This is a genomic window from Stagnimonas sp. FW305-C-60 (assembly GCF_058782965.1).
This window is the reverse complement of the sequence record NZ_JBYSYF010000005.1, coordinates 39,997-54,152: the sequence shown is the minus strand read 5'-3', so window position 1 is coordinate 54,152 and position 14,156 is coordinate 39,997. Positions and strand designations below refer to the sequence as shown.

10 protein-coding genes and 3 tRNA genes are annotated in these 14,156 nt (G+C 65.3%); 9 read left to right on the top strand and 4 right to left on the bottom strand.

What is annotated here, in order from left to right; all coding sequences use genetic code 11:
* Positions 1 to 4 precede the first annotated feature (4 nt).
* Positions 5 to 1,702, top strand: a complete 1,698-nt coding sequence (gene recJ, locus AC3WT6_RS14155; RefSeq protein ID WP_492654247.1) for a single-stranded-DNA-specific exonuclease RecJ — start codon at positions 5 to 7, stop codon at positions 1,700 to 1,702.
* Between the two features lie 14 nt (positions 1,703 to 1,716).
* On the opposite strand, the gene AC3WT6_RS14150 is transcribed toward recJ, so the two are convergent.
* The 4 genes from AC3WT6_RS14150 to hemP all read right to left on the bottom strand — a co-directional run bounded on the left by AC3WT6_RS14150 (position 1,717) and on the right by hemP (position 7,098).
* Positions 1,717 to 4,851 (bottom strand): EAL domain-containing protein, encoded by a 3,135-nt coding sequence (locus AC3WT6_RS14150; RefSeq protein ID WP_492654246.1) that lies wholly within the window; start codon positions 4,849 to 4,851, stop codon positions 1,717 to 1,719.
* A gap of 144 nt (positions 4,852 to 4,995) precedes the next feature.
* A complete protein-coding gene (locus AC3WT6_RS14145; protein ID WP_492654245.1) occupies positions 4,996 to 5,802 on the bottom strand; it encodes a heme ABC transporter ATP-binding protein in 807 nt (268 codons plus the stop codon).
* On the bottom strand, positions 5,802 to 6,830 hold the full coding sequence (locus tag AC3WT6_RS14140; RefSeq protein ID WP_492654244.1) for a FecCD family ABC transporter permease: 1,029 nt from the start codon (positions 6,828 to 6,830) through the stop codon (positions 5,802 to 5,804). The genes AC3WT6_RS14145 and AC3WT6_RS14140 overlap by 1 nt, the downstream gene beginning before the upstream one ends.
* An 85-nt stretch (positions 6,831 to 6,915) precedes the next feature.
* Positions 6,916 to 7,098, bottom strand: coding sequence for a hemin uptake protein HemP (gene hemP / locus AC3WT6_RS14135; RefSeq protein WP_492654243.1), 183 nt, complete (start codon positions 7,096 to 7,098; stop codon positions 6,916 to 6,918).
* 145 nt (positions 7,099 to 7,243) lie between these two features.
* Between hemP and AC3WT6_RS14130 the strand changes: the two genes are divergently transcribed.
* The 8 genes from AC3WT6_RS14130 (at position 7,244) to AC3WT6_RS14095 (ending at position 14,131) form a co-directional block, all read left to right on the top strand.
* A tRNA-Leu gene (locus tag AC3WT6_RS14130) sits at positions 7,244 to 7,328 on the top strand.
* A gap of 132 nt (positions 7,329 to 7,460) precedes the next feature.
* The gene (gene tig / locus AC3WT6_RS14125; protein ID WP_492654242.1) at positions 7,461 to 8,780 is read left to right on the top strand and encodes a trigger factor; all 1,320 of its coding nucleotides are present in this window, start codon (positions 7,461 to 7,463) and stop codon (positions 8,778 to 8,780) included.
* Between the two features lie 23 nt (positions 8,781 to 8,803).
* Complete coding sequence (clpP, locus tag AC3WT6_RS14120; RefSeq protein WP_492654241.1) at positions 8,804 to 9,481, top strand: ATP-dependent Clp endopeptidase proteolytic subunit ClpP; 678 nt, start codon at positions 8,804 to 8,806, stop codon at positions 9,479 to 9,481.
* A 118-nt stretch (positions 9,482 to 9,599) separates the two neighbouring features.
* Positions 9,600 to 10,868, top strand: a complete 1,269-nt coding sequence (clpX, locus tag AC3WT6_RS14115) for an ATP-dependent Clp protease ATP-binding subunit ClpX (protein ID WP_492654240.1) — start codon at positions 9,600 to 9,602, stop codon at positions 10,866 to 10,868.
* 148 nt (positions 10,869 to 11,016) lie between these two features.
* Positions 11,017 to 13,404 (top strand): endopeptidase La, encoded by a 2,388-nt coding sequence (gene lon, locus AC3WT6_RS14110; RefSeq protein WP_492654239.1) that lies wholly within the window; start codon positions 11,017 to 11,019, stop codon positions 13,402 to 13,404.
* A gap of 240 nt (positions 13,405 to 13,644) precedes the next feature.
* Entirely contained in the window at positions 13,645 to 13,917 is a 273-nt protein-coding gene (locus AC3WT6_RS14105; RefSeq protein ID WP_123211606.1) for an HU family DNA-binding protein, read from the top strand.
* Between the two features lie 47 nt (positions 13,918 to 13,964).
* Positions 13,965 to 14,040: transfer RNA gene (locus AC3WT6_RS14100), tRNA-Val, on the top strand.
* Between the two features lie 14 nt (positions 14,041 to 14,054).
* Positions 14,055 to 14,131: transfer RNA gene (locus tag AC3WT6_RS14095), tRNA-Asp, on the top strand.
* The last annotated feature ends 25 nt before the right edge of the window (positions 14,132 to 14,156 follow it).

Genomic DNA, 14,156 nt, shown 5'->3' with positions numbered 1-14,156 from the left:
CACGATGAACACCGCGCCGCGTATCCAGGCACGCGCGGCCGGCCAGCCGGAGCTGTTGCCGGCCGAACTGCACCCGGTGCTGCGCCGTGTCTACGCGGCGCGTGGTGTCGCTCCCGCCGAGCTGACGCTGGAGCTGAAGAACCTACTGCCACCCGATGGACTGCTCGGCCTGGACCGGGCGGCCGCGCTGCTGGCCGATGCCATCGCCAGCCAGCGGCAGATCGTGATCGCCGGTGACTACGACGCCGACGGTGCCACCGGCACCGCACTGGCGGTGCTGGGCCTGCGCGCCCTGGGTGCAAGCCGCGTCGATTACGTGGTGCCGGACCGCTTCCGCATGGGCTATGGGCTGTCGCCGGCGCTGGTGGATCTTGCCGTCGAGCGGGGTGCGCAGCTGCTGGTGACCGTCGACAACGGCATCGCCAGCCTGGCCGGCGTCGCCCACGCCAAGGCACTGGGCCTGGGGGTGATCGTCACCGACCACCACTTGCCCGGCGCCGAGCTGCCGGCGGCCGATGCCATCGTCAATCCCAACCAGCCGGGCTGCGGCTTTGCCAGTAAGGCGCTGGCCGGCGTCGGGGTGATGTTCTATCTGCTGATGGCATTGCGCGCCGAACTGCGTCGTCGCGGCCAGCTTGCCAGCGAACCGAATCTGGCCAACTGGCTGGATCTGGTCGCGCTGGGCACGGTCGCCGACGTCGCGCGGCTGGACGCCAACAACCGGGTATTGGTCGAGCAGGGTTTACGCCGCTTGCGCGGCGGCCGTGGCCGGCCCGGTCTGCTGGCGCTGCTGGAAGCCGCCGGCCGGCCGCTGGCGGCGCTCAGTGCCACCGATCTTGGCTTCGTGCTGGGGCCGCGCCTGAATGCCGCCGGCCGCCTGGACGATATGCGCGCCGGCATCGAATGCCTGTTGGCGGACAGCCTGGAGATGGCGCGACCGCTGGCGCAGGAGCTGGACCGGCTCAACCGCGAGCGCCGCGCCCTCACCAGCCAGATGAGCGAGGAGGCGCAGCTGCTGGTCGAGGACGACGGCGCGGTCGGCCTGTGCGCCTTCGACGAGAGCTGGCACGAGGGCGTGGTCGGCCTGGTGGCGGCGCGGCTGAAGGAGTCCCACCACCGGCCCGCCATCGCCTTCGCCCGCGCCCAGGAGGCCGGAGTGCTGAAAGGCTCGGCGCGCAGCATTCCCGGTCTGCACATCCGCGATGTGCTGGCGGCGGTCGATGCCGCGCATCCGGGGCTGATCGAGCGCTTTGGCGGCCATGCCATGGCGGCCGGCCTGAGCTTGAGCGAGGCGCGCTATCCGGAATTCGCCGCCGCCTTCGATCAGGCCTGCCGCGAGCGGCTGAGCCCGGTGGAGTTGGAGCGGGTGATCGAAACCGACGGGGCCTTGTCCGCCAGCGAGTTGAGTCTGGCCACCGCCAAGCTGCTGGAGCAGGCTGGCCCCTGGGGCGCGGGCTTTCCCGAGCCGCAATTTTCGGGCGCCTTCCGCGTCGCCTCGCTGCGGCTGATGGGCAGCGAACAGCAGCATGTGCGTTATCGCCTGGAGGCCGGCAGCGTGCAGCTGGAGGCGGTGGACTTCGGTGGCGCCGAGCGGGCGCTGGCGGCGGGTGTCTGGCTGCAAGCGGTCTACCAGCTCAGCGTCAACCGCTGGAACGGCAGCGAGGCGCTGCAACTGAGGCTGGTGCACCTGGAGCCGGCCTAAAGCCTTCGTAAGGCTCAGCCCGGCGGCAGGAAGAGCACCGGCGAGGGCTTGGCAAAGGCGTAGCCCTGGAAGTAATCGGCACCCAGCTTGCGCCAGGTTTCAGTCATCTTCAGGTCGTCGATGTTGTAGACCACCACTCGGCGGCGCAGCTGGCGCACCATGCGCAGGGTTGATTCGGCGAGGATCTGCTCGACCGGGTCGCTGCCAAGGTTCTTGAAGGTCTGCGCGTCGACCTTGGCGAAGTCCACCGGCAGTTTGCGCAGCAGCTCCAGCTCGGCCATGTGCCGGCCGAAGTAGTGATCGACGGCGATCTTGCAACCCAGGCGGTGCAGCACCTCGCAGGTGAGCATGGCCGCCTGCGGGTGCTCGCTCAAGCCTTGTTCCCGCACTTCGAAGCAGAGCTTGCCGGCCAGCTGTGGCAAGGGCTCCAGCTTCAGCGCCAGGAATTCCAGGAAGCCGTGGTCCACCAGGCTCAGCGCCGACAGATTGATGCTGACAAAAGCCAGGCTCTCGACCAGTTCCGGCCGCTCCTGCAAATGCCGCAGGGTCTGCGAGATCACCCAGCGGTCGATGGTGGGGGTGAGCTGGTGGCGCTCGGCGGTGGGCATGAAGGCCGCCGGCCCGGCCCAGAATCCTTCGTCGTCCTCCAGGGCCAGCAGCATCTCGTAGGCATGGCCCTCGGCGGCGTAGTCGCTGCTGGCGACGATCCATTGCGAGCGCAGATGGAACAGGTCTTCGTCCAGCCCGCGCTGGATGCAGCGCACCCAGGCATCGTCGTCCACCGCGCGCACGTCGCGGTCCATGGCGTTGTTGTAGTTCATCACCCGGTTGCGGCCGGCGCGCTTGGCGGCGACGCAGGCGTCGTCGGCGCGGCGCAGCACTTCCAGGGCGGTGAGCTGGCGGTCAAAGCAGCAGACGCCAATGCTGGTGGTGATCGCCAGCGGCTGCGATTCCCAGTAGAAGCGGGCGCTGAGCAGGCTGGCGCGCAGCTGTTCGGCCACCGCCATCGCGCTGGCCTCGTCCACCGCTTCCAACACCACCGCGAACTGATCGGCGGCCAGCCGGTAGACGTCGTGGCTGACCGGCGCGGCGTTGGCGAGGGTCTCGGCAACCCGGATCAGCACGTCGTCGCCGGCGGGCACGCCGCCGAGATCGTTGATGCGCTTGAGGTGATCAAGATCGAGGTAGAGCAGGGCGTGGCCCTGGTTGTTCTGCGTCGATTGCTCGATGAGGCTGGATACCCGGCGCTTGCAGGCAGCGTGGGTGCGCAAGCCGGTCAAGGGGTCGAGCAGTTCCTGGCCGATGCCGAAGCTGTCGCCAGCGGAGAGCTCGCGGCGCAGGCGTTCGTGGAACACCAGCACCGCGCCCATCAGGCGGCCGCGCGCGCGGATCGGCGCCGCCCTCAGCACCAGGTCGCGCTCGGCGGCGTTGTGCGGCTTCATCCGCAGGCCCTCGCCGAGATCCAGGCGGGTGCCGCGGCGCATGGTCTGCTCAGCGAGGTTCTCGGAGGTTTCAGCGGCACCGGCCTGCTGCAAGCGCAGCACTTCCTCCAGGCGCCGGCCACGAGCCTCGCGCAGGGACATGCCGGTGAGCAGTTCGGCGACCGGGTTCATGTCGTCGACCACGCCGCGTTCGTCGGTGGTGATGATCGCGTCCGATACCGCCTGCAAGGCCAGCGCGGTGCGTTCGTGCGCCCGTAGCAGCTGCTCTTGCATGCTCTTGCGCTCGTTGGACTCGGCGCTGAGTTGCACCCGCGCGCTGCGGGCGTTGTCGATGGATTCGCGCAGCTGGCGCACCCGCTCGTTCTGCCAGTGCGCGAGCAGTCCAACCTCGTTGCGCGGGGACTCATCCAGCACCAGATTCAGCGCCTCGTCCAGCGTCGCGCTGTTGGCGAGCTGTCGGGTCATGCGTTGCAGCGGCAGCACCAGCAGGATGCGCACCACCAGCAGCACCGCCAACAGCGCCATCGCGACCAGGGCCAGGCTGACCAAGAGCGAGGTCTGGAACAGGTGATTGGCGCCGGCGAAGCCCTCGACGGTGGAGGTGATGCGCAGCAGTTTCCAGTTGGTGCCCGCCAGTTCGAACAGGATGCTGTAGGCCGGTTCGCCGTCCGGCGGCGCCTGCGCCAGATCCAGGCGCAGCGGCGCCTTGGCGTGATCGGCGCCGGGCAGCAGTCCGCGCCAGATCCCGCCGAGGATCTCCTCGGCCTCCTGGCGAGACAGTTCGCGACTGCCGTCACGCAGGGCCGACACCTGGCTGGCGTCGTAGAGCGAGGCCTTGCTGATTTCGCTGTGCCGCTGTTCGTCGAGCTTGTGCAGCGCCAACGCCAGGGCGGAGTAGTTGGCCTGGCGTTGGGCGATTTCGGCCAGCGGCGTACCCGGCGTCAGTGGCGCCGGGGTGCCGCTGGCGGCGAGCAGGCGGTTGTTCTCGTCCAGCAGCAGGCTGTAGCCGCTACCCAGGCTGGCCGGCCCGGCGACGTAGCTGGACAGGGCCTCGAGCGCCAGCGAGACGGTCGCCACGCCGAGAAAACCACGGCTGTCGCGGATGGGAATGCCGACGGTGAGCACCGTCTGCTTGCTGAGAGTCTCGGTCCGGATGCCGGTCCAGTAGCCGCGCTCCTCGCTGGCATAGCGGCCCGGCGTGTACCACTTCTCGTGGTAGTAGGGGACGCTGCGCGGGTCGTTGTAGTCGCTGCGCAGCTCCGACTTGCCGTCGTGGCGGGTCCAGAACAGGCTGGCCCGCTCCTGCCCCGGGTAGAGCGCATTGGGCTCCGGCCAGATGCCGAAATCGGCGATCAGCGCGGCATAGGGGCGGCCGCGCAGCAGACGTGGCGCGGCGCTACGCAGGGCCTCCTGGCTGAGGCCGGGCGTGGCGGCCAGCTGCGCCAGGCTGCCGGCCAGGGTCTGGGCGTCGTCGCTGAGCGCGCGCAGGCCGCTGGCGAGCTGCTGACCGGAGGCCTCGTCGTAGCGGTAGCTGTCGACCAGCAGGTTTTGCTGTACCAGCGTGCGGCTGCTCCACAGCGCGCCCACCGACAGCAGGACGAACAGCAGCAGAAACAGCACCGCCAGCTTGAACTGCAGGCCCTGGTGCCATTCCAGACCGAGGTGATCGGCGCTGCCGGGGCGGATGGCCTTGGTCGTCTTGGGCACAGCCATGCTTTTGCGTTGGAAAGCGGCAGAAATCAGTGGGTTGAATGGCCGGAGTATGGGCCGCGGGTGACCTCAAGGCTAGCGGTCACTTTCAGGTGACAAAGCCTTGATGAACGGATCGGCCCGACCGCCGGCCGGCTTCGGCTAGACGCCCGCCGGGGTTTCAACCGCCGAGATGTCGAAGTGGGGACGCATGCGATCGCCCAGGGGCAGGAATCTGAGACTGCCGCCATAAGCCTGGCCCAGCAGCTCCGGCGTCAGCGCTACCGCGGGCGGACCCTGGACCAACAGGCGGCCCTGATGCAGCAGGCTGATGGTATCGGCGTAGCTGCTGGCGAGGTTGATGTCGTGCAGTACCGCCAGCACTCCCAAGCCACTGCCCAGGCCGCGCCGCAGCAGGGCCATGCAGGCATGTTGATGCGCGAGGTCGAGTGCGGCGGTGGGCTCGTCGAGCAGCAGATAGCGGGGCGTCGGCGACTGACCAGGGAGCAGGGTCAGCTGCGCCAGTACCCGCGCCAACTGCACCCGCTGCCGCTCGCCGCCCGACAGCTGCAGGTAGCTGCGCTCCGCCAGCGGCAGCACATCGGCTTCGGCCATCGCGGCGGCCACCACCGCGGACTCCTGCTCCGGCGAGCCGCTGAACGCGGCCTGCCGCCCCAGCGCGACTACTTCACGGGCGCTGAAGGCAAAACGCAGGTTGTCGCCCTGGGGGAGCACGGCGCGCAGGCGCGCTCTTGGGCGCAAGGGCCAGGACCGAATCTCGCGGCCGTTCAAGCGCACCTCGCCCAGGCTGGGGCGGAGGTCGCCGGCCAACAGCTTCAGCAGTGTCGACTTGCCGGCGCCATTGACGCCGAGCACCGCGTGCAGCTCACCCGGGCGGACTTCGATGGAAACGCCGCCGAGCAGCTGGCGCCCGCCAGCCTGCCAATGCAGATCGTGGCCGGTCAGCATCAGAGCAGGCCGGCGCGGCCGCCCAGGCGGGCCAGCAGCCAAAGGAAGAACGGCCCCCCGAGCAGGGCGGTCAGGGCTCCCACCGGTAACTCGATCGGTGCTGCCACCGTGCGTGCCAGCGTGTCCGCAAGCAGCAGCAGCAGCGCGCCCAGCAGGGCCGAGGCGGGAAGCAGCAGACGGTGCCCAGGGCCGATCAGCAGGCGCACCAGATGCGGTGCCAGCAGGCCGACAAAGCCGATCATGCCGGCCAGTGCGACGCTGGCCCCGACTGCTAGAACCGCCAGCAGCAGGACACGGCGCTTCAGCGCCTCGACATCCACACCCAGATGGCCGGCTTCGGCTTCGCCCAGCAGCAGGGCATCCAGTGCCCGGCCTTCGCGCGGCAGCAAGATCACCGGCAGCAGCAGCAGGGGCGTCGCGGCAGCGATCTCGGTCCAGCCGGACTTGCCCAGGCTGCCCAGCATCCAGCGGGTGATGTCGCGCAGGGTGGCGTCGTCGGTGAGCTGCTGCAGCAGCCCGATGCCGGCCAGCGCGATGGCGTTGATCGACAGGCCGGCCAGCAAGAGGCTGGCAACGCTGGTCTGCCCTTCGCGCTGACCAAGGCGCAGGGCGAGCAGGGCGGCAAGGGCGCCGCCACCGAAAGCGGCCAGCGGCAGCACCCAGGCCGCAGACAAGCCGGGCAGCAAGGTGGTCTTGAACGCCAGCCAGAGGGTGGCTGCCAGCGCGGCGCCGGCGGATACGCCGATCAGCCCTGGGTCGGCCAGCGGATTGCGAAACAGCCCCTGCATGGCGGCGCCGGAAACTGCCAGCGCCGCGCCAATCAGCAGCGCGCTGGCTATGCGCGGCAGGCGAATCTCTATCAGCACGGCGCCGGCGTAGTCGGGCAGGGGCCGGGCGCCCAGTCCGCCGGCGGAAATCAAATCACCGAGGTTCAAGGCCAGTGGCCCTGCCAGCAGAGCCTGAACGACGGCCATCCCCAGAAATATGGCAAGCAGGGGCAGCAGCAGGGGGCGCGGAAGGCGGCGCATCAACACGGCAGTCAGGAAGGCGAGCTGCCGATTATGCGCGGCCGCAAGCCTGCGGGTTGCCTTTCCGCTGAATCCTTGCCGGCGATTATTTATTGAGGATCAGCTTGTCGTTGCGGGTGAGCTTCAGGCGGTATTCCTCGCCGCGATGTTCGATGATCAACTCGTGGTTATTGCGAAACAGGTCTTCGCTGCGCAGCCGCGGCTTGGCGGGTTCTCTGCGCGGCGTGAGCGCGGGCGCGGCGAGCTGCGGCAGGGTGAGCGTGCTCATGGCGGGAAACTCCGGTGGGTTGGCAATCGCCAACAAATAATAATCATTCGCATTTAAAACGCAACTCTGATCGGCCTGAGCCCGCTCCAGTCGTCCAGCGCCAGCCGAGCCTGCGCACGCTGGTATACTGCGCGACCCGTTTCGGGCGAATGTGGCGGAATTGGTAGACGCACTGGATTTAGGTTCCAGCGCCGCAAGGCGTGCGAGTTCGAGTCTCGCCTTTCGCACCAGCCTGCTAGACGGTCGCCGCAATCCTTTCCAAGGATCGCGGTGTCGGCAGGTTCCGAAGCGCAGCGCAGGCGTGGCCTCCAGATTCTGGAGTCCGTGTTTTCAGAAATCTCACGATACAGCCCCCCCAAACCATGCAAGTCCACCTCGAAACCACCGGCGCCCTGGCCCGCCGCCTCCGCGTGCAGATCCCGGCCGAGCGTATCGACAACGCTGTCGCCAAGCGCCTGAAGACCATTGCCAGTCGCGCCAAGCTGCCGGGCTTCCGTCCGGGCAAGGCACCGATGAAGGTGATCGAGGCCCAGTACAAGGACTCCGCCCGCTACGAGGCGATCAACGACCTGGTGCGCGAGACCTATCCCGAAGCGGTGGATCAGGCCCAGGTGCAACCCGCCGGCTATCCGCAGTTCGAGATCACCGGCGCCGAGGGCGACGGCTTCGAGTACGTGGCCAGTTTCGAGGTCTATCCGATCATCGTGCTCGACAAGCTCAACAGCCTGCAGGTCAGTAAGCCGGTGGTCGAGATCAGCGAGTCGGATATCGACAAGCTGGTGGACAACCTGCGCAAGGCGCGTCGTAGCTTCCAGGACGTGAGCCGCGCCGCCGCCAACGGCGATTCGGTCAAGGTCGATTTCGAAGGCAAGCTCGATGGCGAGACTTTCGCCGGCGGCAAGGGTGAGGACGTCGAGTTCGAGATCGGCGCCGGCCAGTTCCTGCCTGACCTCGAAAACGGCATCATCGGCCACGCTGCGGGCGAGACCTTCACGGTCGATGTCGCCTTCCCCGCCGATTACCGTGCCGAAAACCTCAAGGGCAAGACCGCTCAGTTCACGGTCACCATCAAGGCGGTCAAGGAAGTGCAGCTGCCGGCCGCCGACGACGCCGAGTTTCTGGCGGCGCATGGCCTGACACCCGAGCAGGGCGCCGAGGCGCTGCGTGCCAAGGCCCGTCAGGCGCTTGAGAACGAGCGCAACAAGGCGGTGAAGGCGCGGCTGAAGAGCCAGGTGCTGGATCAGCTGCTTGCCGCCCACCCGATCGAAGTGCCCGCCAGCCTGATCGAGCAGGAGCTGCCGCGCCTGCGCGAGGAGGCGACCGCGCGCATGAACATGGGCAAGATCAAGGCCGACAAGGCCAAGGAACTGCTGCCCGATCAGCTGTTCGAGGCTACTGCCAAGCGCCGTGTGGCATTGGGCCTGTTGATCGGTGAAGTGATCAAGACCAAGAGCATCACACTGGACAGCGCCCGCGTTGAGCAGGCTCTGGCCGAGATGGCCGCCGACTACGAGCAGCCCGAACAGGTTCAGCAGTTCTATCGCTCCCGCCCGGACATGATGCAGGGCCTGCGCGCAGTGGTGCTGGAAGACCAGGTCGTCGATGTGCTGGCGGCCGACGCCGCCATCAGTGAGGTCAGCCAGACGCTGGAGCAGCTCTTGAATCCTCAGGCGCAGGCCTGATCAAATCGGATGCTGTTCCCGGGGTGGCGACCGACAGCGGCCGTCACCCCTTATTATTTTCTGGAGAGAGTGCCTTGAATTTCCGTCCGCAAGCCAATCTGGTGCCCATGGTGGTCGAGCAGACCGCCCGTGGCGAACGCGCCTTCGATATCTATTCGCGTCTGCTGAAGGAGCGGGTGATCTTTCTGGTGGGTCCGGTTGATGACCACATGGCGAATCTGATCGTGGCGCAGCTGCTGTTCCTGGAGTCGGAGAATCCGGACAAGGACATCAGCCTCTACATCAACTCGCCGGGCGGCGTGATCACCAGCGGCATGGCGATTTTCGACACCATGCGCTTCATCAAGCCCGATGTCTCCACGCTATGCATCGGTCAGGCCTGCAGCATGGGTTCATTCCTGCTGGCGGCAGGCGCCAAGGGCAAGCGCTTTGCTCTGCCCAATGCGCGGGTGATGATTCACCAGCCTTCCGGCGGTACCCAGGGCCAGGCCACCGACATCGAGATTCATGCGCGCGAAATCCTGAAGACGCGCGAGCTGCTGAACAAGCTCTACGTCGAGTTCACCGGGCAGCCGCTGGAAAAGATCGAGCGCGATATGGAGCGCGACAATTTCATGTCGGCCGATGCCGCGCGTGACTATGGTCTCATCGACTCGGTGATCTCCAGCCGTCGGGTGGCAGCTGCCAACCCGCAGCCCTAAAGGCGACTGGATGGTTTGCTCGCATGCCGCTTGCAGGGCCTTGGGGGCGGTTTTGCGGTGTCGTGACAGCGTGTTATAAGGCTGTTGCAGTGGTTTTGGACGTAATAGAAGGACGACGATGAGTTCCGATACGCGCAGTTCGAACAATGGCCGCGTGCTTTATTGCTCGTTTTGCGGCAAAAGCGAGCACGAGGTGCGCAAGCTGATTGCGGGCCCCTCGGTTTATATCTGTGACGAGTGCGTCGATCTCTGCAACGACATCATTCGCGAGGAAATTCACGCCAAGCCACAGGTCAAGGGGCTGCCCAAGCCGCACGAGATTCGTGCCGTGCTCGACGAGTACGTGATCGGCCAGGAGCAGGCCAAGAAGGTGTTGTCGGTGGCGGTCTACAACCACTACAAGCGTCTTTCGACCAAGGCCCAGGGCAATGGCGACGTCGAACTGGCCAAGAGCAACATCCTCCTGATCGGCCCCACCGGCTCCGGCAAGACTCTGCTCGCCGAAACGCTGGCGCGCCTGCTGGACGTGCCTTTCGCGATTGCCGACGCGACTACGCTGACCGAGGCCGGTTACGTGGGCGAGGACGTCGAGAACATCATTGCCCGGCTGTTGCAGAAGTGCGATTACGACGTCGAAAAGGCCCAGCGCGGCATCGTTTATATCGACGAAATCGACAAGATCGCCCGCAAGAGCGAGAACCCCTCCATAACCCGCGATGTGTCCGGCGAGGGTGTGCAGCAGGCGCTGCTGAAGCTGATCGAGGGCACCATCGCCCAGGTGCCTCCGCAGGGCGGCCGCAAGCATCCACAGCAGGAGTTTTTGCAGGTCAACACCGCCAACATCCTGTTCATCTGCGGTGGCGCCTTTGCGGGTCTGGATCGGGTAATTCACCAGCGCCTCGACAAGGGGGGCATCGGCTTTGGTGCCGAGGTCAAGAGCAAGTCGGACTCCAAGGCGCTGAACGATACCTACAGGCAGCTGGAGCCTGATGATCTGGTGCGCTTTGGCCTGATCCCAGAATTCATCGGTCGGTTGCCGGTGGTGGCTGTGCTGGACGAGTTGGATGAGAAGGCGCTGATCGCGATCCTGCGTGACCCCAAGAACGCGCTGATCAAGCAGTACCAGAAGCTGTTCCAGATGGAGGGTGTCACCCTGGAGTTCCGCGAGGATGCCCTGATGGCGGTGGCCAAGCGGGCCCGGGAACGCAAGACCGGCGCCCGTGGCCTGCGCACCATCCTGGAAAAGATCCTGATCGACACCATGTACGACCTGCCGTCGATGCAGAACGTCGGCAAGGTTGTGGTCGACGAGGCGGTGGCGAAAGGCGATGCCAAGCCGATCATCGTCTACGAGAACAAGGAAGTTGCGGCCAAACAGTCTGCTTGAGACGAAGTCGATTGGTGGATTCGAGAGGCCCCGCATTGCGGGGCCTTTTCGTTTGCCTGATCGGTGATGCTTGCAGCTTGAATGGCGCCGGTACATCACCACCTAGTGCTTAAGGCATACTCCTTTACAGCTACCAACGGACGTTTCGATGAGCGCTACCAATACCGCCCCCGTGCTGCCTCTGCGTGATGTCGTCGTCTATCCGCACATGGCTATCCCCCTATTTGTCGGCCGGGAAAAATCGGTCAAGGCCCTGTCGGCGGCCATGCAGGATGACAAGCGCATCCTGCTGGTGGCGCAGAAGTCGGCCGATACTGACGAGCCGGCGATCAGCGACCTCTATGCCGTAGGGACTCTGGCCAGCGTGCTGCAGATGTTGAGGCTGCCGGACGGCACCGTGAAGGTGCTGGTCGAGGGCGGTCAGCGTGCGGCGGTCACCGAGATCAACGAGGTTGGCGAATTTCTGACGGCCAGCTACGAACCGGTCGCCGAGCCGGAGAATCCGGGCTCTGAGCACGAACTCGACGCCTTGATGCGTTCGACAGTCTCGACGTTCGAGCAGTACGCCAAGCTCAACAAGAAGGTGCCGGCGGAGCTTCTGCCTTCACTGACGGCAATGGATTCTGCCGGCCGCCTTGCCGACACCATTGCCGCGCATCTGTCGTTGAAGCTGGAAGACAAGCAGCGGGTGCTGGAGGCGCTGGATGCCAAGGCGCGACTGGAGTTGGTGCTGGCGCTGATGGAAGGCGAGATCGACGTGCTGCAGATCGAGAAAAAGATCCGCAGCCGGGTCAAGCAGCAGATGGAGAAGAACCAGCGCGAGTACTACCTCAACGAGCAGATGAAGGCGATCCAGAAGGAGCTCGGCGAGGGAGACGAAGCTCCCAATGAGCAGGACGAGCTGGCGCGCAAGATTGAGAAGTCCGGCATGCCCAAGGCAGCCAAGGACAAGGCCTGTCACGAGCTGAACAAGCTGAAGATGATGCCGCCGATGTCCGCCGAGGCGACGGTAGTGCGCACTTACCTGGACTGGCTGACTCAGGTCCCTTGGAAGGCGCATACCAAGTCCAGAATCGACCTGCCTCTGGCGCAGGCCAAGCTCGACGAAGACCACTATGGTCTGGACAAGGTGAAGGAACGCATTGTCGAGTATCTCGCTGTGCAATCACGGGTGAAGAAGCTCAACGGCCCCATTCTCTGCCTGGTCGGCCCTCCGGGCGTGGGCAAGACCAGTCTGGGGCGCTCGATCGCCGAGGCGCTCAACCGCAAGTTTGTGCGGATGTCGCTGGGCGGCGTGCGTGACGAGGCGGAGATTCGCGGTCATCGCCGCACCTATATCGGCTCCATGCCCGGCAAGCTGGTGCAGAACCTCGCGAAGGTGAAGGTGAAGAATCCGCTGTTCCTGCTCGATGAGATCGACAAGATGAGCCAGGACTTCCGTGGCGATCCATCTTCGGCGCTCCTGGAGGTGTTGGATCCGGAGCAGAACTCGACCTTCCAGGATCACTACCTGGAAGTGGAGGTGGATCTGTCCGACGTCATGTTCATCGCCACCGCGAATACCCTGAACATCCCCGGTCCCTTGCTGGACCGCATGGAGGTGATCCGGATTCCCGGCTATACCGAAGACGAAAAGCTCAACATCGCCAAGAAGTACCTGCTACCCAAGCAGCTCAAGAACAACGGCCTCAAGCTGGGTGAAATGGAGCTGCAGGATGCGGCGATCACCGGGATGATCCGGCATTACACCCGAGAAGCCGGCGTCCGCAATCTGGAGCGCGAGATCAGCAAGATCGCCCGCAAGGTGGTCAAGCAGTTGCTCCTGGATCCCAAGCAGCATGCAGTGACGGTCGATGCCGACAATCTGGATCAGTATCTGGGCGTGCAGAAGTTCCGCTACGGACGCGCCGAAGAGAAAAACCAGGTCGGCCAGATCACTGGCCTGGCCTGGACCGAGGTGGGCGGCGAGTTGCTGACCATTGAGGCCGCGTCTGCGCCCGGCAAGGGCGCAATGACGCTGACCGGCAGCCTCGGCAATGTCATGCAGGAGTCGATCAAGGCGGCGTTCACCGTGGTCCGCTCGCGTGCTAGGAGCTTGGGCATCGAGCCGGGATTCCACGAGAAATACGACTTTCACGTGCATGTGCCCGAGGGCGCGACGCCCAAGGACGGACCCTCCGCAGGTATTGCCATGTGCACTGCGTTGGTCTCGGTGCTGACCGGCATTCCGGTGCGGGCTGATGTCGCGATGACCGGTGAGATCACCCTGCGTGGCGAGGTACTGCCGATCGGTGGCCTCAAGGAGAAGTTGCTGGCGGCGCAGCGCGGTGGCATCAAAACTGTGGTGATTCCGCACGAGAACGTTAAGGATCTGGCCGACATTCCCGACAACATCAAGGCGCAGCTGAATATAGAACCGGTGCGCTGGATCGAAGACGTGCTCCGGCACGCGCTTGAACGCATGCCGGAGGCACTGCCTGAATCCGCGGCGGCGGCTGCCAAGGCGGGGAGCGAAGAGCCCGCGCGCGCGCACTGAAGCCGCGGCTGTCTGATGTGAGCGGTGCTGCCGTCGAGCCTGCGTTTTGATGACGCAGCCTTGGCGGGCGTTGGGGTCGTAAATTTGTTGACGCTCGCCAAAATCGCTTGCTATAAAGCACCTCGTACCAACAGTGCGCGTGCGGGTGCTTGGACTGCCAGCCAAATGCCGAGTTGGAATCGATTCTAGGGACCGCCACCCGGCTATATCGCGTAGCCACTGAAGAGGGGATTTTTTTTAATGAACAAGTCTGATCTGATCAACGCCGTTGCTGACAAGGCCGAGATCTCCAAGGCCGACGCCGGCCGCGCGCTCGACTCCCTGGTGGAAGTCATCGCCAAGGCGCTCAAGAAGAATGACAAAGTTTCTCTGGTCGGCTTCGGTACCTTCGCCGTCCGCAAGCGTGCCGCACGCACTGGCCGCAACCCGAAGACCGGTGCTCCTTTGAAGATCGCCGCCAGCAAAAATCCGACATTCAAGGCTGGCAAAGCGCTCAAGGATGCGATAAAGTAGCTGACTCGCTGGGACGCTTTAAGGTTTAGCGAACTTCGATCAAGGCCGGGTGCTTAGCTCAGTTGGTAGAGCGTCGCCCTTACAAGGCGCAGGTCGGCGGTTCGAGCCCGTCAGCACCCACCAAGAGTCAACCGCGCGGAGCGGTAGTTCAGTTGGTTAGAATACCGGCCTGTCACGCCGGGGGTCGCGGGTTCGAGCCCCGTCCGCTCCGCCACTTTAAGTTGAAAGGGCGCTCCACG

Bases quoted from the DNA above. Each gene is read 5' to 3' on its own strand.
- AC3WT6_RS14145 (WP_492654245.1), bottom strand. From the start codon at position 5,802: ATGCTGACCGGCCACGATCTGCATTGGCAGGCTGGCGGGCGCCAGCTG.
- lon (WP_492654239.1), top strand. From the start codon at position 11,017: ATGAGCGCTACCAATACCGCCCCCGTGCTGCCTCTGCGTGATGTCGTC.
- tig (WP_492654242.1), top strand. From the start codon at position 7,461: ATGCAAGTCCACCTCGAAACCACCGGCGCCCTGGCCCGCCGCCTCCGC.
- AC3WT6_RS14105 (WP_123211606.1), top strand. From the start codon at position 13,645: ATGAACAAGTCTGATCTGATCAACGCCGTTGCTGACAAGGCCGAGATC.
- AC3WT6_RS14140 (WP_492654244.1), bottom strand. From the start codon at position 6,830: ATGCGCCGCCTTCCGCGCCCCCTGCTGCTGCCCCTGCTTGCCATATTT.
- hemP (WP_492654243.1), bottom strand. From the start codon at position 7,098: ATGAGCACGCTCACCCTGCCGCAGCTCGCCGCGCCCGCGCTCACGCCG.
- recJ (WP_492654247.1), top strand. From the start codon at position 5: ATGAACACCGCGCCGCGTATCCAGGCACGCGCGGCCGGCCAGCCGGAG.
- clpX (WP_492654240.1), top strand. From the start codon at position 9,600: ATGAGTTCCGATACGCGCAGTTCGAACAATGGCCGCGTGCTTTATTGC.